At 71.3% G+C, this 17,996-nt stretch carries 18 protein-coding genes; 10 read left to right on the forward strand and 8 right to left on the reverse strand.

What is annotated here, in order from left to right; all coding sequences use genetic code 11:
* Window positions 1-72 precede the first annotated feature (72 nt).
* Entirely contained in the window at window positions 73-915 is an 843-nt protein-coding gene (locus ABZ919_RS25335) for a MaoC/PaaZ C-terminal domain-containing protein (protein ID WP_361251956.1), read from the reverse strand.
* A gap of 238 nt (window positions 916-1,153) precedes the next feature.
* Here ABZ919_RS25335 and ABZ919_RS25340 point away from each other — a divergent pair, with 238 nt between their 5' ends.
* Window positions 1,154-3,097 (forward strand): AMP-dependent synthetase/ligase, encoded by a 1,944-nt coding sequence (locus tag ABZ919_RS25340; RefSeq protein WP_361251958.1) that lies wholly within the window; start codon window positions 1,154-1,156, stop codon window positions 3,095-3,097.
* Between the two features lie 194 nt (window positions 3,098-3,291).
* Window positions 3,292-4,200 carry a LysR family transcriptional regulator gene (locus tag ABZ919_RS25345; protein ID WP_361251961.1) on the forward strand — a complete coding sequence of 303 codons (909 nt, stop codon included), beginning with the start codon at window positions 3,292-3,294 and terminating at the stop codon, window positions 4,198-4,200.
* Between the two features lie 145 nt (window positions 4,201-4,345).
* Here ABZ919_RS25345 and ABZ919_RS25350 read toward each other — a convergent pair whose 3' ends face one another.
* From ABZ919_RS25350 to ABZ919_RS25360, 3 genes are all read right to left on the reverse strand, one after another.
* Complete coding sequence (locus tag ABZ919_RS25350; RefSeq protein ID WP_361251964.1) at window positions 4,346-4,996, reverse strand: methyltransferase domain-containing protein; 651 nt, start codon at window positions 4,994-4,996, stop codon at window positions 4,346-4,348.
* 68 nt (window positions 4,997-5,064) lie between these two features.
* Entirely contained in the window at window positions 5,065-5,592 is a 528-nt protein-coding gene (locus tag ABZ919_RS25355) for a hypothetical protein (RefSeq protein WP_361251966.1), read from the reverse strand.
* A 267-nt stretch (window positions 5,593-5,859) separates the two neighbouring features.
* Window positions 5,860-6,063 carry a cold-shock protein gene (locus ABZ919_RS25360; protein ID WP_003992177.1) on the reverse strand — a complete coding sequence of 68 codons (204 nt, stop codon included), beginning with the start codon at window positions 6,061-6,063 and terminating at the stop codon, window positions 5,860-5,862.
* Between the two features lie 306 nt (window positions 6,064-6,369).
* Between ABZ919_RS25360 and ABZ919_RS25365 the strand changes: the two genes are divergently transcribed.
* From ABZ919_RS25365 to ABZ919_RS25390, 6 genes are all read left to right on the forward strand, one after another.
* Window positions 6,370-7,218, forward strand: a complete 849-nt coding sequence (locus ABZ919_RS25365; RefSeq protein WP_361251969.1) for a menaquinone biosynthesis protein — start codon at window positions 6,370-6,372, stop codon at window positions 7,216-7,218.
* A gap of 58 nt (window positions 7,219-7,276) precedes the next feature.
* Entirely contained in the window at window positions 7,277-9,178 is a 1,902-nt protein-coding gene (locus ABZ919_RS25370; protein WP_361251972.1) for a protein kinase, read from the forward strand.
* 31 nt (window positions 9,179-9,209) lie between these two features.
* Window positions 9,210-9,944: an A24 family peptidase gene (locus ABZ919_RS25375; RefSeq protein ID WP_361251975.1), complete on the forward strand. Its 735-nt coding sequence runs from the start codon at window positions 9,210-9,212 to the stop codon at window positions 9,942-9,944.
* A 71-nt stretch (window positions 9,945-10,015) separates the two neighbouring features.
* Window positions 10,016-11,215: a cyclic dehypoxanthinyl futalosine synthase gene (gene mqnC, locus ABZ919_RS25380; RefSeq protein WP_361251977.1), complete on the forward strand. Its 1,200-nt coding sequence runs from the start codon at window positions 10,016-10,018 to the stop codon at window positions 11,213-11,215.
* Window positions 11,216-11,232: 17 nt separating this feature from the next.
* Window positions 11,233-11,832 carry a hypothetical protein gene (locus ABZ919_RS25385; protein WP_361251980.1) on the forward strand — a complete coding sequence of 200 codons (600 nt, stop codon included), beginning with the start codon at window positions 11,233-11,235 and terminating at the stop codon, window positions 11,830-11,832.
* Window positions 11,833-12,220: 388 nt separating this feature from the next.
* The gene (locus ABZ919_RS25390) at window positions 12,221-12,916 is read left to right on the forward strand and encodes a demethylmenaquinone methyltransferase (protein WP_361251983.1); all 696 of its coding nucleotides are present in this window, start codon (window positions 12,221-12,223) and stop codon (window positions 12,914-12,916) included.
* Window positions 12,917-12,946: 30 nt separating this feature from the next.
* Here the strand turns inward: ABZ919_RS25390 and ABZ919_RS25395 are convergent, their stop codons facing one another.
* The gene (locus ABZ919_RS25395; RefSeq protein WP_361251986.1) at window positions 12,947-13,255 is read right to left on the reverse strand and encodes a PASTA domain-containing protein; all 309 of its coding nucleotides are present in this window, start codon (window positions 13,253-13,255) and stop codon (window positions 12,947-12,949) included.
* Window positions 13,256-13,364: 109 nt separating this feature from the next.
* Window positions 13,365-13,883: a GNAT family N-acetyltransferase gene (locus tag ABZ919_RS25400; RefSeq protein ID WP_361251989.1), complete on the reverse strand. Its 519-nt coding sequence runs from the start codon at window positions 13,881-13,883 to the stop codon at window positions 13,365-13,367.
* A gap of 97 nt (window positions 13,884-13,980) precedes the next feature.
* Here ABZ919_RS25400 and ABZ919_RS25405 point away from each other — a divergent pair, with 97 nt between their 5' ends.
* Window positions 13,981-15,273, forward strand: a complete 1,293-nt coding sequence (locus ABZ919_RS25405) for a geranylgeranyl reductase family protein (RefSeq protein ID WP_361251992.1) — start codon at window positions 13,981-13,983, stop codon at window positions 15,271-15,273.
* Window positions 15,274-15,287: 14 nt separating this feature from the next.
* Here the strand turns inward: ABZ919_RS25405 and def are convergent, their stop codons facing one another.
* On the reverse strand, window positions 15,288-15,914 hold the full coding sequence (def, locus tag ABZ919_RS25410; RefSeq protein ID WP_361251995.1) for a peptide deformylase: 627 nt from the start codon (window positions 15,912-15,914) through the stop codon (window positions 15,288-15,290).
* Window positions 15,915-16,063: 149 nt separating this feature from the next.
* Window positions 16,064-16,873 carry a C40 family peptidase gene (locus ABZ919_RS25415; protein WP_361251998.1) on the reverse strand — a complete coding sequence of 270 codons (810 nt, stop codon included), beginning with the start codon at window positions 16,871-16,873 and terminating at the stop codon, window positions 16,064-16,066.
* Between the two features lie 752 nt (window positions 16,874-17,625).
* Here ABZ919_RS25415 and ABZ919_RS25420 point away from each other — a divergent pair.
* Window positions 17,626-17,985 carry an NADH-quinone oxidoreductase subunit A gene (locus ABZ919_RS25420; protein WP_003992243.1) on the forward strand — a complete coding sequence of 120 codons (360 nt, stop codon included), beginning with the start codon at window positions 17,626-17,628 and terminating at the stop codon, window positions 17,983-17,985.
* Window positions 17,986-17,996: the final 11 nt, after the last annotated feature.

The raw sequence follows: 17,996 nt of genomic DNA on the forward strand, positions 1-17,996 counted from the left end.
ACGCCCGGCCGGGGTTTCCCGGCCGGGCGTTCTGCGTGGGGCGGCTTCGGGAGCGAGGACCGTCGGACGGGTTCACCGAGGCCGTGGGCTCCCGCCGGTGTCGATGGCGCGCACCTCTCCGGCCAGGTGCGGCCGGCCGCCGCCGCCCCGCAGTTCGAAGCGTCCCGTGCCGTCCGCGCCGTACGTCACCGTCGCCGGCAGCAGGACCGGTGCCCGGAAGTGGGCCCGCACCACGGCGTGGGCGGGGGTGCCGTGGGCGGCCAGGCAGCGGGCCACCGTCCACATGCCGTGCGCGATGGCCCGGGGGAAGCCGAAGAGGCGGGCGGTGAGCGGGTGCAGGTGGATGGGGTTGCGGTCGCCGGAGACGGCCCCGTAGCGCCGGCCGATGTCCTCGGCGAGCCGCCACTCGGCGACGAGGGGCAGTGGCCCGGGCGCCTCCCGACGCGGTTCGGCGGGACTTTCCGTGCGGTGCCGGGCGAGGTAGGTGCTGCGCGACTCCCACACCACCTGCCCGCCGGCCCGCATCCCGGTCACCACCGTCGCCTCGGTGCCGCGCCGGTGCGGGGCGAGTCGCTCGATGTGCACGGCGAGTTCGTACGCACCGGCTGCCGGAAGGGCCCCGTGCCGGGTGATCTCGACCGAGGTGTGGACGAGCCCGAGGAGCGGCAGCGGAAAGGCCCGGTCGCTCATCAGCCGCATGGCCGAAGGGAAGCCGAGGACGTGCGGATAGGTGACCGGAATGCTGCTGTCACCGGTGGGGAAACCGCACACCCTCTCGTAGGCGGCCAGCCGCTCCTGGTCGACCCGCACACCCGGCAGCACCAGCCGCTCCCGCGGGAACTCCGCCTCGGCGGAGGGCCGCTTGAAGGGGGAGCGCAACACGCCGCTCGCGAGATGCAGCAACTCACCTGCCACGTAGAGCCCCCATCTTGCTTACCCCGCAGTAAGGTTACCGGCGGTAAGTCTACGGCACGGCGAACGTGAGCCTCCGTCACACAACCTCCGAGGCTGCACACCCCCGGCCCCGGACAACCCCCGAACCCGCACCACCCCCTCACAGAAGACCCGTACGATCACCTGCCTAACCTGCGGTAACTCCTTTCTGCGTATCTATGAGGGTCCACCGCAGGTGCACCACGCCAGAGGAGCCGCCGTGTCCACGCCCTTCCCGAACACCCCTGTCTCCTCCGGCGCTCCCGTCTCCGCCACCGACTACGACGGCCGCCCCGTCCTCGTCGAGCCCTGGATCCAGCGGCTGGACGGCACGGTGCGGGAGGTGTCCGTACCGCCGTTCACACCCCCGGTGAAGCACGGCTCCCTCGCCGACCTGCCGTTCGACAACGCCGAGACCGCCCCCGCCGCCATTGTGCTCAGCCGCAGGCTGCCCGACGGCCGCTGGACCGACGTGACGGCCGCGCACTTCGCCGAGCAGGTGCTCTCGGTGGCCAAGGGCCTGATCGCCGAGGGGCTGGTGCCGGGCGACCGGATCGCCGTCATGGCCCGTACGACGTACGAGTGGACGCTGCTCGACTTCGCCGCCTGGGCCGCGGGCCTGGTCACCGTGCCGGTCTATCCGACCTCGTCCGTCTTCCAGACCCGGTGGATCCTGCACGACTCCGGCGCGGTCGCCCTGATCACCGAGACCGACGCCCAGGCCTCCGCCATCGGCCCCGAACTCCAGCACCTGCCCGACCTGCGCCACCTGTGGGTGATGGACAAGGAGCACGTGACCCGGCTCGCCGAGGCCGGTGCGCAGGTACCGGACGGCGAAGTCGCCGTACGGCGCGGCATGCTGGGCCCCGACACCCTCGCCACGCTCATCTACACCTCCGGCACCACCGGCCGCCCCAAGGGCTGCGTCCTCTCGCACGGCAACTTCTTCGCCGAGGTCGACAACGCCATCGAGCTGCTCCACCCGGTCTTCAAGGCCCAGGACGAGGAGCCGTCCGTCCTGCTGTTCCTGCCGATGTCCCATGTCTTCGGACGGATGGTGGCCATCGCCTGCGTCCGTGCCCGGGTGCGCCTCGGTCATGCGCCGAGCCTGGCCGCCGAGGACCTGCTGCCGGACCTCGCCGCCTTCAGGCCCACCTGCCTGCTGACCATCCCGTATATCCTGGAGAAGGTGTACAACTCGGCCCGCGCGAAAGCCGAGTCGGGGGGCAAGGTCGCGGCCTTCGACCGGGCGGCGGCCGTGGCCCGGCGCTACGGCGAGGCGCTGGAGGCCCGGCAGACCGGCACCGGGGGCGGTCCCAGCCGTTCCCTCAAGACGGCCCGCACCTTCTACGACCCGCTGGTCTACCGCAAGATCCGCGCCGCCATGGGCGGCCGAGTCCGCTACGCCATCTGCGGCGGTTCCCCGCTCGGCAGGCGCTTCGCCGCGTTCTACGCCGGTGCCGGCATCGAGATCTTCGAGGGGTACGGGCTGACCGAGACCACCGGGGCCACGACCGTCACCCCGCCGCTCAAACCCCGCCTGGGGACGGTCGGCTGGCCGCTGCCCGGCAGCCGCGTCCGCATCGCCGCCGACGGCGAGATCCTGGTCGCCGGCGACCACGTCCTGCGCGGCTACTGGGATCCCCAGGCCGGCGGTGTCGTCCCGGCGACCAGGGACGGCTGGCTGCCCACCGGCGACATCGGCGAACTGGACGACGAGGGCTATCTGACCATCACCGGCCGCAAGAAGGAACTGCTGATCACCGCGGGCGGCAAGTCGGTGGCCCCGGCCCCGCTGGAGAACTGGCTGCGCCAGCACCCGCTGATCTCCCAGGTGATGCTGGTCGGCGACGCCCGCCCGTACGTGGGCGCGCTGGTCACCCTCGATCCCGACGGCGTCACCCACTGGCGGCAGATGATCGGCAAGCACCCGGTGCCGCCGGAACTGCTCATGGGGGACCCGGAGTTGGAGGCCGTTCTGCAGCGTGCGATCGACGAGGCCAACAGGCTGGTGTCGCGCCCGGAGTCCATCCGCCGGTTCGCCGTCCTGCCCGTGGACTTCACCGAGGAGGCGGGGCATCTGACCCCCTCGATGAAACTGCGCCGCGAGCAGATCATGGCCGACTTCGCGAGCGAGGTGGAGGGCCTGTACGACCGGCGGTGACCACCGCGGGGCCGCCGCCCCCGCCCGGGGGTCGGCACCCGCTCCTCGTCGATCCCGCGTCGTCCGGACTCGGCGGGGCGGGGAGCGGGTTGCCGCCTGGGTCGGTCCCGGCCCGCCACCGATCCTCGTACGACACCTGACTTGCAGTCAATCCTTGGGTTTCCATCACAACCCCAAGTGTTAGCTTGGGTGTTGTGACCCTGGACGATCTCCGCGTGTTCGTGGCCGTGTGCCGCGCCGGCAGCCTCAGTTCCGTCGCCCGCGACCTCGGCTGCACCCAGTCCGCCGTCAGCCAGCACGTGAAACGGCTGGAGCGGGAGACCGGGGTCGCGCTCCTGGAACGGCAACCGCGAGGCGTCGTCCCCACCCGGGCCGGGCGCGTACTGGAGGCCGCCGCGGCCGAGGGCATCTCGGGCCTCGATCTCGCCGTACGGCAGCTCCGCGATCTCGTCGACGGCCACAGCGGGCACGTCCGCGTCGCCACCGGTGCCACCACCGTGCGGCACTTCATGTCCGAGGCGGTGGTCGCGTTCCGCAGCCGTCATCCCGAGGTCAACCTGGAGTTCCGTACGGTCAGTTCGGGACGCGGCGCCTTCGACGCCCTGTCCGACGGCACCCTCGACCTGGCCTGGATCACCGTCGGCTCCCCGGTACGGGGTATCGAGCAGCGGACGGTCGCGGAACTGCCCTGGCTGCTCGCCGTCCGCGCCGACGACGCCCTGGCCGGACGCCGGGACCTCGATCCCGCCGAACTGCGGGACGTCCGCCTCATCCGGCTGCCCCCGAACTCCACGTCCGCCGTCCGCCTCGACGCGGCCGCGGCCGAGCGGGGCCTGCGATTCGCCTACGACACCAGCGTCGCCGACTGGGACACGGCTCTGCTTCTGGCCGAGTTGGGAGTGGGCCGGGCGGTCGTCCCCGCCGTTCCGGGGCTGCCGGTGCCGGGGGAGGGCGCGCTGCGGCTCGTCCCGCTCACCGGCTTGCGCCCCTTGCCCGTCGGCTGGGCCGTCCGCCGCTGGGACGCCCTCAGCCCTCCGGCACGGGCGTTCGCCGACACGGTCGCGGAGTCCCGGGATGCGGCCGCGCGCGGTGCCGCGGCCTGAACGGCATTTCGGCCCGGACGGCCGTCGGCGGCACGCGGAACGTCGGGATCCATGTGGTGCCGACCCGCGCGGGGAGCAGCCGAGACCGGACAGCGCGTGCGAGCTCCTGGTTCCCAGGGCCGTGGGCCGGTGGCATCCACCCGCGTCAGCCCTGCTTGCGGGCGAGCAGGAACGCCTGCGGGACCGACTCCGCCAGCGCCTCGTCCGGCTCCCGCACGGTGCTGGAGTGGAGCCGGAAACCGGCGTCGGACAGCAGCTCCACCATGTGCTCGGGGCGGCGCCGGTGAAAGTCGAGCGCCACCGGATGACCCCACGGCTCGGCCAGGTGCCGCGGCACGTCACCGACCTGGAAGGCGAGCAGGAGGTGGCCGCCGGGAACCAGTACGCGGTGCAGCTCGGCGAAGAGGGAGGGCAGTTCGCCCACCGGGGTGTGGATGCTGGAGTACCAGGAGACGACCCCGGCGAGGGAGTCGCCGGCCAGGGGGAGATCGAGCATGGAGCCCTGCTCGAAGCGCAGGCCGGGGTGATCGCGGCGGGCGATGGTGAGCATGGACTCGGACAGATCGAGCCCGGAGACGGACAGGCCGAGCTCGGCGAGGTGGGCGGTGACCACTCCGGGGCCGCAACCGAGGTCGGCCACCAGCCCGCCAGGGCCGACCAGTTCGGCGTAGGCGCCGAGCACGGCGCGCTCCAGCGGCTTGTCGACGTGCCGGCCCCGGAAGTGGTCGGCGTAGTCCTCGGCGATCGTGTCGTAGAAGGTGCGGGTGGCGGTGAGGAAGTCAGCCGTGTCGGTCATGGCAGGAGACCGTAGCGGCCTCCACCGCCACATGCAGGTGGTCACGGGGATCGCGCGGAGGAGTACGCCTAGGGCGTCGGCAGACTCCATTCACCCGAATGGCCGGGTGGGAGTGCGAGGTCGCGCCGGACAGCGGCGTAGTACCCCTCGCGTGCGGCGCGCTGCCGCGCGAGCATGGCCGACCAGGTCTCGGGGCTGTGGGTCCGGTCGCGCAGGAAGCGTTCCATGTCCATGACCGTGACGACCCAGGCGCGTGCCCTCTCCACCACGTCGGCGCTGCCGAGCATGAGCAGAGCTTCTCCGGCGGCATCCCGGGCATCGGCCGCCGCGACCAGGTGGACAGCGGCCTCCTCGGGGGACAAGGGGTGCGGATGCGGATCATTGGCCAGGTGGGCCGCGATCCGGTAGGCCAGGGTGACGCCCTGCTTGAGAGACCTCGCGTATTCGGCGTAGACCGCCAGCCGGCGCTCCTCCCAACGAGCCGCCTGCTCGCGACGGAAGCGTGCCTGATCACCACGAGTGATCGCCAGGTACGAGCCGAGGGCACCGATGACGACCCCGACCAGTGCAGGAAGCTGTTGTATGAACGCGGACATGGCCACAAGCTATCGGCTGGGAGCCTCGGCCCTCCCGCAACAGCGGCCCCACCGGCCGACAGGCCGAGCCCAAGACCGAGGACGCCGGGCGCTGGAGCCGGGCGTGTCCTCGCCCTCGTCATACGGCGCACGTGACGGGGACCAGGCGAGCGCCGAGAATTCGTTCAGAATTCATGTACGGTGCCGGCCGGAAAGGCAGGAGCCCCGTCGCCGAAACGGCGCGGGGCTCCTTGGGTACTGCTCTCAGGTTCTGCGATCAGGCAGTGATCAGACGGGGGTGACGTTCTCCGCCTGCGGACCCTTCGGGCCCTGCGTCACGTCGAAGCTCACCTGCTGGTTCTCCTCGAGGGAGCGGAAGCCGGAGGCGTTGATCGCGGAGTAGTGAACGAAGACGTCGGGGCCGCCGCCCTCCTGGGCGATGAAGCCAAAGCCCTTTTCGGCGTTGAACCACTTCACGGTTCCGGTAGCCATAAGCCCTCCTTGGGCTCAAAAGGGTTGCCCTGCTCCAGAACCTGCAAGTGCGAAACGGTGCTGCACAACTGCATTCGTCTGAAAACGACGAGAGCCCGCGGTCACATGCTCCGCAGGCTCTGTACTGCAAGGGAAACCAAACTGCAACTTGCGGCAAGCCTAGCATCCGGGCAGCGGAAAGCAATAGAGGTCAAGATCACTTCACCCGGATGTTTGAACGTCGTGTGGGCCATTTGACGGCAGGTGACGGTGAGTGACGGAGGGGCCGGTTCCGGCACGCTACAGCACGGGGTCTAGCCTCGCGATGTGGACAATGCCCGCACCCGGCCGCGCGTCGGCCACATCCAGTTCCTGAACTGTCTGCCCCTCTACTGGGGCCTCGCGAGAACCGGCACCCTGCTCGACTTCGAGCTGACCAAGGACACCCCGGAGAAACTCAGCGAGCAGCTCGTGCGCGGCGACCTCGACATCGGTCCCGTCACCCTCGTCGAGTTCCTGCGCAACGCCGACGACCTGGTCGCCTTCCCGGACATCGCGGTCGGCTGCGACGGCCCCGTGATGTCGTGCGTGATCGTCTCGCAAGTCCCGCTGGATCAACTGGACGGTCGCCGGGTCGCCCTCGGCTCCACCTCCCGCACCTCGGTCCGTCTCGCCCAGCTCCTGCTCGCCGAGCGCTACGGCGTCCAGCCCGACTACTACACCTGCCCGCCCGACCTCAGCCTGATGATGCAGGAGGCCGAGGCGGCCGTCCTGATCGGTGACGCGGCGCTGCGGGCGAATCTGCTGGACGGCCCCCGCTTCGGCCTCGACGTGCACGACCTCGGCGCGCTCTGGAAGCAGTGGACCGGTCTGCCGTTCGTCTTCGCCGTCTGGGCGGCCCGCCGGGAGTACGCGGAACGCGAACCGCTGATCACCCGCCAGGTCCACGAGGCGTTCCTCGCCTCCCGGAACCTCTCCCTCGAGGAGGTCGCCAAGGTCGCCGAACAGGCCGCCCGCTGGGAGTCCTTCGACGAGGCGACCCTGGCCCGGTACTTCACCACCCTCGACTTCAGCTTCGGCAGTCCCCAGCTGAAGGCGGTGTCCGAGTTCGCCCGCCGCGTCGGCCCGACGACCGGCTTCCCGGCGAACGTGAAGGTGGACCTGCTGCAGCACTGAGCACGCGTCACTAGGCTGCTCCCCGAAAGGCCTCGGAAGCGTTGAGGGGGAGCGCGTCATGCAGCCGCTGGACGTGGACGAGCCGGCCACCGTCGGGCCCTACCGGCTGCTCGGCCGGCTCGGCTCCGGAGGCATGGGCCGGGTCTACCTCGGCCGCAGCGCGGGCGGCCGTACGGTCGCCGTCAAGATCGTGCACCCCCACTTCGCGCTGGACGAGGAGTTCCGCGCCCGGTTCCGGCGCGAGGTGGCGGCCGCCCGCCGCGTCGGCGGCGCCTGGACCGCACCGGTCCTCGACGCGGACCCGGACGCCCCGGTGCCCTGGGTGGCCACCGCCTATGCGGCGGGCCCGTCCCTCGCCGCGGCCGTCACCGACGCCGGCCCGCTGCCCGCGCACACCGTACGGGCCCTGGGCGCGGGCCTCGGCGAAGCGCTGACCGCCGTACACGAACTGGGGCTGGTGCACCGGGACGTCAAGCCGTCCAACGTGCTGCTCACCCTGGACGGGCCACTTCTGATCGACTTCGGCATCGCGCGGGCCATGGACGGTACCGCGTCCCTGACGTCCACCGGCGTGTCGATCGGCTCTCCGGGCTACATGGCACCCGAGCAGATCCTCGGCAAGGCTGCCACGGGCGCCTCCGATGTGTTCTCCCTCGGCGCGGTCCTCGTGCACGCGGCCACCGGCGAACCGCCCTTCCGAGGCGACTCCTCGGCCGCGCTGCTCTACAAGGTCGTCCACGAGGAGCCGGAACTGGGCCTCCTGGACGGAGGGTTGCGGGAGGTGGCCGCGGCCTGTCTCGCCAAGGATCCGACGGCCCGGCCCACCCCCACCGAGGTGAGCCACCGGCTCGCCCCCGAAGGCGCCGCCCGCCTGGTGGCCGGCGGCTGGCTGCCGGGCACCCTGGTGGAACAGGTCAGCCGCAGCGCCGTACGCCTGCTCAACCTGGACACGGGGGAGACGGCGCGGTCGGGGCCGGTGGCCTTCGACAGGCCGGCGCAGACGGGGGCGCCCGCACCGGCGTCCCTCTCCGGCCCGGCGCCGGGTTCTGGGTGGGAGCCGGCTTCCGGCCCGGTCCCGGTCTCCGCCTCCGATCCGGTCTCCGCCTCGGTCCCGGTCTCCGCCTCCGATCCGGTCTCCGCCTCGGTCCCGGCCTCCGCCTCCCCCTCCGCCCCGGCCGACCCGAACTCCTTCACCGCAGCCGGTGTTTTCGGGCCTGCGCCCGTGATGCACCCGCAGGACTCCGTCACGCCGGCGACCTCCGGGCCGGTGTCCGGTCTGTCGCCCGAGTCCACGACCGGTGTGGACGGGCTTCCGCCCGGAACGCCGACCGTCGTGCCACCGCCTGGGAAGGCGCCGATGCCCGGGCGGGTCTCCGTCAGCGTGGCGGCCGCCTCCGCCCCGGGGGAGGGCGGCCGTGGGCGCCGGCTGAGCTGCACGGTCGTACTGGCGGTCGCCGGCGCGCTGGCCGTAGGGGCCCTGGGCCTCGGCGCGTTGCTGCGGCCCTGGTTCCAGGACGGCGGCGACGGCGGCTCGAACGCGGGCAGCGCCCCCTCACCCTCCTCGCCGCCGACCGCGGCCTCCAGCGGCGCCGCCGGGCAGAGCGACGGGCCCGGCGCGATCCCGGCCCGCTACCTCGGCACCTGGGAAGGGCAGGGCACCGAACTCGGGCTGCCCGCGGGCACCTTCCGGCTCACCGTCCACCAGGCCGCCGTGGGCGAGGAGTTGGGGCGCCTGCGGGACACCGACCAGCTCGGCGGCGTGTGCACGGACGTCCTCACCCTGAAGAAGGTGACGAAGACCGCCGTCCTCGCGACCTCGGTGGGCGCGAAGGACAATCCCGGGCACTGCGTGGCCGCCCCGCGCCAGGTGGAACTGACCCCGGTCGGCGACGATCTGCGGTTCACCTCGGACAGCGCTGCCGAGGGCAACGCGCAGGCGCGCATGTCGAAGGCCGGGTGAGCACCGTGTGCGGGACAGGGAGCGGCACCGGATGAGCACAGGGGTGCTGATGGCCGCCGCCGCGTTGTGGGGCGCGCTGGCGGGTGCGCTGCTGCCCCGCGCCGCGTACCGGTTCGCCGTCCCGTCCGGGGAACCCTGGCGGGACCGCTGCCCGGACGGCCACCCGATCCGGGGGTGGGCCGGCCGGACCGGATGCGGCGCCTGCGGGGAGGAAGGACGGCGCGCGAACGGGGCGCCCACCACCACCGCCCTTGCCACCGCACTGACCTGCGCCGCTGTCACCGCCGTCACCGGCGCCCGGCCGGAGCTGGCGGCCTGGCTGCTGCTCGCGCCGGTCGGCGTGCTGCTGGCCGTCGTGGACTTACGGGTGCAGCGGCTGCCCGACCCGCTGACCCTGCCCCTCCCGGCCGCCGCCCTCGCCCTGCTGGGCCTCGCCGCCCTGCTGCCGGAGCACGGGGGCCACTGGCTCACCGCGCTGTACGGCGCGCCGGCCCTGGGCGCCGGCTATTTCGTGCTGTTCCTCATCAACCCGTCAGGCATGGGCTTCGGCGACGTGAAGCTGGCCGTGGGCATGGGCGCCGTACTCGGCTGGTACGGCTGGTCCACGGTCCTGTTCGGCACCTTCGCCGGGTTCCTGCTCGGCGCGCTCTACGGCGGTGCGCTCGTCGTCGTCCGGCGGGCGGGCCGCAAGACGGCGATACCGTTCGGCCCGTTCCTGCTCGCCGGGGCCCTCGCCGGGCTGCTGATCGGCGCGTACGCGGCCTGACGGCGGGCGGCCGGAAGGGCTGGCGTAGGCTGAGTCGGTCCGTCCACACCCCTTGACGAAAGGGACCCCTGGTGTCCGAGAAGGCCGACCTCCAGTCTGTCCTCGACCGTGCCGCCGCCGGTGGGCGGATCACCGCGCAGGAGGCGCTCGTCCTCTACCGCGACGCCCCGCTGCACGCGCTGGGCGCCGCCGCCGACGCCGTGCGCCGCCGCAAGTACACCGGCATCGAGCACATCGCCACGTACATCATCGAGCGGAACATCAACTACACGAACGTGTGTGTCACGGCGTGCAAGTTCTGCGCCTTCTACGCGGCCCCCAAGGACAAGGAGAAGGGCTGGACCCGCGACCTCGACGACATCCTGCGCCGTTGCGCGGAGACCGTCGAGCTGGGCGGCACCCAGATCATGTTCCAGGGCGGCCACCACCCCGACTACGGCGTGGAGTACTACGAGCAGCACTTCAAGGCCATCAAGGAGGCCTTCCCGCAGCTGGTCATCCACTCCCTCGGCGCGTCCGAGGTCGAGCACATGGCCCGGATCAGCGGGGTGTCGGTCGAGGAGGCCATCACCCGGATCCACGAGGCGGGCCTGGACTCCTTCGCCGGCGCCGGTGCCGAGCTGCTCCCGGAGCGCCCCCGCAAGGCCATCGCGCCCCTGAAGGAGAGCGGCGAGCGCTGGCTGGAGATCATGGAGACCGCGCACAAGCTGGGCGTCGAGTCCACCTCCACCATGCTGATGGGCACCGGCGAGACGAACGCCGAGCGCATCGAGCACCTGCGGATGATCCGGGACGTACAGGACCGCACGGGCGGCTTCCGCGCGTTCATCCCGTACACCTACCAGCCCGAGAACAACCACCTGAAGGGCCGCACCCAGGCCACGCTCTTCGAGTACCTGCGGATGATCGCGATCGCCCGCCTCTTCCTGGACAACGTCCAGCACATCCAGGGTTCCTGGCTCACCACGGGCAAGGAGGTCGGCCAGCTGTCGCTGCACTACGGCGCGGACGACCTCGGCTCGATCATGCTGGAGGAGAACGTGGTCTCCTCGGCCGGCGCCAAGCACCGCTCCAACCGCCTGGAGATCATCGACCTCATCCGCAAGGCGGGCCGCGTCCCGGCGCAGCGCGCGACCACGTACGAGCACCTGGTCGTCCACGACGACCCGGCGAACGACCCTGCCGACGACCGCGTGGTCTCCCACATCTCCTCCACCGCCATCGCGGGTGGCACGGCCCACCCCGAGCTGAAGCTGCTGGCGTCCGACTAGAGCCGACCGGGGATCCCGTGCTCACACTTCACGTCGCCGAGCAGTCGCCCGAGGCGGCGGTCGTGCTCGACGGCGCGTCCGTGGCCGCCGTCGGCCGGTACCAGGAACTGGCCGACGCCCACCCACGGGCGCGGGTGCGGCGCTGGCCCGGCATCCTGACACCGGGACTGCTGAACCCCTACGGCCCGGAACTGCTGGAGGCCACGTACCATCCCGACCCGCGCGAGGCCGACGTGCTCGGCACCGAACCCATCGGCGGGGAACGGGCGCGGGAGATCTTCCGTAGCGACCCCGCAAGGCTCGGTGCGAGTGCGCGGCGCGGGGTGCAGCGGATGCTGGCCCATGGCACCGTGGCGGTGGCCGGGGAGCTGCGGTCGCGGGCCGTGGTCGACGCCGTGCGCAGGGCCGGTCTCGCGACGGGACAGCGGCCGGACCGCCTCCCGGGCCCGGCGGTGCTGTCCCCGACCCCGCTGATCCTGCTGCCGGGGCTGGTGCCGGGCGGTCCCGCCCGATTCGCCGTGTTCGACGTCGCGGACCGCGCCGAACTGGTCCGATGGGGCGCCGGGACCTGCGTGGCGACGGTGATCGGCGGGCGGCTGGTGTACCGCGCCCGTTGAGCTCGGCTCGTCCCGCCGTCCGCGCCGGCACGCCGGTCAACGGCGGTCAACGCCGGTCAACATCGGGGAACGTCGGACAACGCCGGGGAACGTCGGACGACGCCGGCTCAGCCGGCGAACGCATGCCCGAACGCCCCGCGCCCCGGCCCACCCCGCTGCAGTCGCCCGTCGCGTCGTCCTGCCCGGCATCTCGCCGTCCGCCGACCGACCGGTGCTGGAACGTGGCCGCCTTCGAGAGCTGCCGCCCACTCCACAGCCAGTGGTTCCCTGTTCGGCACCGGCCGGCTCCCGATCGCCGCCTTCATCCTGCTGTGCGGCTGCGAGGAGGCGTCGCGGCGTGCAGGAAGCCGAAGGTCCTGCCGTGAGACCGGGCTGCAACAATGGGCGGGTGACCCGCGCTTCCCTGAACAAGCAGCCGCACGAAGTCGCCTCGATGTTCGACGACGTGGCGGAACGGTACGACCTGACGAACGACGTGCTGTCGCTCGGCCAGGACCGGCGCTGGCGCAAGGAGGTGGCGAGGGCGGTCGACGCGCGCCCCGCGCAGAAGGTCCTCGACCTCGCCGCCGGCACGGCCACCTCCTCGCTGCCCTTCGCGCGGACCGGCGCGTACGTCGTCCCCTGCGACTTCTCCATCGGGATGCTGCAGGTCGGCAAGCGCAAGCACACCTGGCTGCCGTTCACGGCCGGCGACGCGACCAGGCTGCCGTTCAAGGACGACACCTTCGACGCGGTGACGATCTCCTTCGGGCTGCGCAACGTGCAGGACACGGACGCGGCGCTCGCGGAGATGCACAGGGTGACCCGGCCCGGCGGGCGCGTGGTGATCTGCGAGTTCTCGCACCCGACCTGGGCGCCGTTCCGCACCGTCTACACCGAGTACCTGATGCGGGCGCTGCCGCCGGTCGCGCGCGCGGTCTCCTCGAACCCGGACGCCTACGTCTACCTCGCCGAGTCCATCCGTGCCTGGCCCGACCAGCCCGCCCTCGCCGAACGGCTGCGCAAGGCGGGCTGGTCCAAGGTGGCGTGGCGCAACCTCACCGGCGGCGTGGTCGCGCTGCACCGGGGTTTCAAGGAGAGCTGAGCCCGTTGGCGGGGCTCGGCGGGCGGGGCCTCAGCGGTTGATCACCTCGAAGGCGTCCCCCGGCTCGCCCAGTTCGCGTTGGAGTCCACCCGTGGGCGGCCGCGGGATGCGTGGCTCGCGCACGCCCCCGCCGCCCTCGCCCTCACCGAAGTCGAACCACACGTACACCATGGATTCCCGGGGCACTTCGGCGCCGGGCTGCGGGTACTGGCGTACGACGTAGTCGACGACCGCGAGGTGGAAGTCCGGGCGGTCCGGCGCATTGAGGAAGAGGCCCTGCGCCCGGGCCGTTTCGCGCGCGTCCACGGCCATCATTCCGACCAGCCGTGGCACGCGCACTTCGGGTGTTTTGGGTGTTATACGCACAGATGTCACCCCCAGCGGTACTGGAAGGGTAACTCCCGTGCGCCCCGGCCGGAAGGCGCCGGTGTCTTTCTGTAACAGACGACTACTCTGTGTGTTCGAAGGCGAGCCGGAAACACAGGGCCTGCTCGTCCAGCGTGGGATGCGGATAGCTCTCCGCGGGCTTCATGCCGAGCCGGCGGGTCACCGCGATCGACCGCTCGTTGCCCGGCCGGACCATCGCCACCACCTGCGGCACCCCGGCCGCCCGCACCCGCTGAAGCGTCTCGCGCGCCGCCGCGGTGACGTACCCCTTGCCCCAGTGCGCGCGGCCCAGCCGCCAGCCGATCTCCGTCTCGCCGACCGGGCCCCAGCCGGGCCGCCAGGGCTGCGCTCCGGTGAAGCCGATGACCTCCCCGGACTCGTCCAGCATGGTCCACAGGCAGAACCCGAGTTCCGCGTCGTGCCGCCGCTGCCGCGCGGTGAGCTCCTCGTAGACCGACAGCGCCGCCGGCCTGCCGCCGTAGAACTCCATGACCTCGGGGTCGTCGAAAACCCGGTGCCAGGCGATCGCGTCCTCGTGCGTGGGAACGCGCAGCCGTACCGCGGGGAGGGATCGGTTCACAGGGCAGCCCTTCAGCCGGGTGATCAATGCTGCTGAATAGACTGCCCATGTCCCGTGCCGGTCGGCACACGCATTTCGAACTTGGGGAGATCCCGCCGTGACCGTCGTGACCGAGCCCCTCTCCGAGAACACCGCCGATGTGATCGTCGTGGGCGCGGGGCCGGCCGGCTCCACGACCGCGTACCACCTCGCCAAAGCCGGTCTTGACGTACTGCTCCTGGAGAAGACCGAGTTCCCGCGCGAGAAGGTGTGCGGCGACGGCCTCACCCCGCGTGCGGTCAAGCAGCTCGTCGCCATGGGCATCGACATCTCCGAGGAGTCCGGCTGGCTGCGCAACAAGGGCCTGCGCATCATCGGCGGCGGCGTCCGCCTCCAGCTGGACTGGCCGGAACTCGCCTCCTACCCGAACTACGGACTGGTCCGCAAGCGCGACGACTTCGACGAGCAGCTCGCCCGCAACGCCCAGAAGGCGGGAGCGCGGTTGTACGAGCGCTGCAACGTCAGCGGCCCCGTGATCGACGACCGCACCGGCCGCATCACCGGAGTCACCGCCAAGCTCGGCGAGGAGAAGCGGGAGGTCACCTTCCACGCGCCGCTGGTCGTGGCCGCGGACGGCAACTCCACCCGCCTGTCCCTCGCGATGGGTCTGCACCGCCGTGAGGACCGCCCGATGGGCGTCGCCGTGCGCACCTACTTCACCTCGCCCCGCCACGACGACGACTACCTGGAGTCCTGGCTGGAGCTGTGGGACCGCCGCGGCCCCCAGGACCGGCTGCTGCCCGGCTACGGCTGGATCTTCGGCATGGGCGACGGCACCTCGAACGTCGGCCTCGGCGTGCTGAACACCTCCGCCGCGTTCAAGGAGCTGGACTGGCGCGAGATCCTCAAGGCCTGGTGCGCCTCCATGCCCGAGGACTGGGGCTACACCCCCGAGAACATGACGGGGCCCATCCGCGGCGCCGCGCTGCCCATGGCCTTCAACCGCCAGCCCCACTACACCCGCGGCCTGCTGCTCGTCGGCGACGCCGGCGGCCTGGTGAACCCCTTCAACGGCGAAGGCATCGCCTACGCCATGGAGTCCGGCCAGATCGCCGCCGACGTCGTCGTCCAGGCCCACGCGCGAGCCACGCCCGCCCAGCGCGAGATCGCCCTGCAGCGCTACCCGCGCGTCCTGAAGGACACCTACGGCGGCTACTACACCCTGGGCCGCGCCTTCGTGAAGCTCATCGGCAATCCGAAGGTCATGCAGATCGCCGCCCAGCGCGGCCTCACCCACCCGCTGCTGATGAAGTTCACCCTCAAGCTGCTGGCGAACCTCACCGACCCCACGGGCGGTGACGCGATGGACCGCATCATCAACGGCCTGAGCAAGGTGGCCCCGAAGGCGTGAGCCCGCCCGGGCCGCTAGGCCCGGCCGAGCTCCTCGGCCCTGGCCGCCCGGCGGGCGAACACCTCGTCCCGCCGGTCGGCCATCTGCCGCAGCGCGTCCTTCTTCTCCCGCTTGGAGAGCCGGTCCAGGTAGAGGCACCCGTTGGTGTGGTCGGTCTCGTGGATGAGGCAGCGCGCGAAGTACCCGGTGCCCCCGACGGCGACGGGCCGGCCTTCCTTGTCCTGCCCGCGCACGACGGCCCGGTCCGGCCGCGGTACGTCGATCACGGCTCCCGGCACCGACAGACAGCCCTCGCCCCCGTCCAGCAACCGTCGCCCGGTCATGGGCGTTTCAAGCACCGGATTGACGATGTGTCCGACATGCCGGACTCCGTCATCATCGGGGCAGTCGTACACGAAAAGCCGCAGATCGACCCCGATCTGATTCGCCGCCAGCCCCGCGCCTTCGGCGACGTACATGGTGAGGAACATGTCGTCGATGAGGGCGGCGAGGTCGGGTCCGAACTCCGTGACGTCCCGGCACGGCTTGTGCAGGACCTCCTCGCCGACCTCGGTGATCCGGCGCACCGCGCCACGCGCGGCCTCGGGGGCGTGGCGGGGGTAGTGGTCGGCGGGGCTTCCCTGGACGAACACGCGTGGCACCGCGGTCTCCTTCGCTCCTGGAACGGACCGCCGGTCGGCGGGCCGCTCAGAGCATGCCAGGATGCCCGCCCCGGCGTGCCGTGAACGACGCAAGGGCCGCTGCCCCCGAGCGGCTGCGGCCCTGTGCGCGCGAGAGGTGCGCGGGGTGCTCAGAGCACCCGCACGGCACCGGTCGGCGGGTCGTACGACAGCGGGTGCTCCCCGACGCCGCTGGACGGGTTCTGCGCGCCGACGAACATGCCGTCGCCCACGTACACCGCCACGTGGTACGCGCTGCCCGCGCTGCCCCAGTACAGGATGTCGCCCGGCTGCAGGTTGCTCAGCGACACCTGGGTGCCGGCCGTGGACTGGTCCTGGGAGACGCGCGGCAGGCTGATGCCCACCTGCTTGAAGGCCGTCTGCACCAGGCCGGAGCAGTCGTACGCCGACGGGCCGGTGGCGCCGGAGACGTACGCCTTGCCGATCTGGGCCTTGACGAAGGCGATGACGGCCGCGGCCGAACCGGTGGCCGTGGAGGTGCTCGTCGAGGTGCTGGAGTCCGTCGTGGCGGCGAGGGTCGTGCGCACCGCGTTGCGCGAGGCTCGCGCGGCGGCGTCCTTGCGAGCGGCCTCCTCGGCCTTCTTCTTGGCGTCGGCGGCCTTCTGCTTGGCCTCCGCGAGGTCCGCCTTGGCCTGCTTCGCGGCCTTTGCGGCGGCCGCGTCACGCTCCGCCTGCAGCTGGTAGTTCGCGGCGGCCTGCTGGGTGGCGTCCGCGGTCTGGGCGGTCTGGGCGGCCAGGTCGGCCGTCAGGGTGGGCAGTTCGAGGGTCTGAGTCACCGGCTCGGCAGCGTTCGCCGATCCGGACGCCCCGGCGACTGCCAGGGTGCTGAGGACGCCACCGGCAACTCCGGCCCGCATCGCGAGGGTCGACGCGCTGCGGCGGGGCTTCCGGTGGCTGCGTATGTGAGCGGTGTGGGACATGGGAATAACCGGTACCAGGGGCTCCTTCATATCTTCAAGAAACGTGTGCTCCGCCACAGTTGCTCAATCGAGACCATGAATCCCGGGCGTGTCACTCTTTATTGACGCCGTAACGGACATTGCGGACGTCGGTGATCAAGGCCTTGATCACGGCCTTTGATCATTACGTCCGAATTGCCCCCCACCTACCACTGGTTGGGTTCATTGGCCAAGCCCTCTTCTCGGGGGTCTCTCGCCCGTGTGGCGGAGGTCACGGAACGGCCACCGGAAGCGGGGCGTCCCGTGCGCGCGGAGCTCGTGAACACATGCACGCGCACCCACCCGCGTCCACACCGCACCCCGGCCCTCCCTCTGATGTGTGAACGGGGTCCCCTATCAGGGAGCCGCGCCCGACACCAATTTGCATGCAACGGAAGTCTCTTGATATGGAGACGCCCCCTCCGGCCTGCGATGACAAGCAAAAATGTCACTTCTGGTGATCAAGTGAACGCTTCGCGTATGAAGATCACTCATCATCCGACTTCATGATCCTTCGTCAGGTGGTGGAGATCACAAAGGTCGTGCAATACCCCGTGTCGCAGATCACAGAGTGACAGGCATAAGATGCGTGGCAACTGGGCTTGTGACCTGCTTCACATGTTCTCGATCTTCGCCCGGGACGACGGGGCTCGTGGGACCGGTGAGGCGGGAGTGAGCGCAGTGCACCAGTGCAACCGCCAGCAGTCAGCGCCGACTGAGAGGAGCGAGGAGCGGTGAACGCGTATGCGCCCATCCTCGTACTGGGAGCCCTCGGGGCAGGCTTTGCGATCTTCTCCGTGGTCATGGCCACGCTGATCGGTCCGAAGCGGTACAACCGCGCGAAGCTCGAGGCCTACGAGTGCGGCATCGAGCCGACCCCCACGCCGGCCGGCGGCGGGCGCTTCCCCATCAAGTACTACCTGACGGCGATGCTCTTCATCGTCTTCGACATCGAGATCGTCTTCCTCTACCCCTGGGCCGTCACCTTCGACGCCCTGGGGATCTTCGGGCTCGTGGAGATGCTGCTCTTCGTGCTCACCGTCTTCGTCGCGTACGCGTACGTATGGCGGCGCGGCGGCCTGGAATGGGACTGAGGGGCCTTAAG

Source organism: Streptomyces sp. NPDC046759, assembly GCF_040645475.1.
Classification (GTDB): Bacteria; Actinomycetota; Actinomycetes; order Streptomycetales; family Streptomycetaceae; genus Streptomyces.

Bases quoted from the DNA above. Each gene is read 5' to 3' on its own strand.
- ABZ919_RS25350 (WP_361251964.1), bottom strand. From the start codon at position 4,996: ATGACCGACACGGCTGACTTCCTCACCGCCACCCGCACCTTCTACGAC.
- ABZ919_RS25355 (WP_361251966.1), bottom strand. From the start codon at position 5,592: ATGTCCGCGTTCATACAACAGCTTCCTGCACTGGTCGGGGTCGTCATC.
- ABZ919_RS25360 (WP_003992177.1), bottom strand. From the start codon at position 6,063: ATGGCTACCGGAACCGTGAAGTGGTTCAACGCCGAAAAGGGCTTTGGC.
- ABZ919_RS25370 (WP_361251972.1), top strand. From the start codon at position 7,277: ATGCAGCCGCTGGACGTGGACGAGCCGGCCACCGTCGGGCCCTACCGG.
- ABZ919_RS25375 (WP_361251975.1), top strand. From the start codon at position 9,210: ATGAGCACAGGGGTGCTGATGGCCGCCGCCGCGTTGTGGGGCGCGCTG.
- ABZ919_RS25415 (WP_361251998.1), bottom strand. From the start codon at position 16,873: ATGTCCCACACCGCTCACATACGCAGCCACCGGAAGCCCCGCCGCAGC.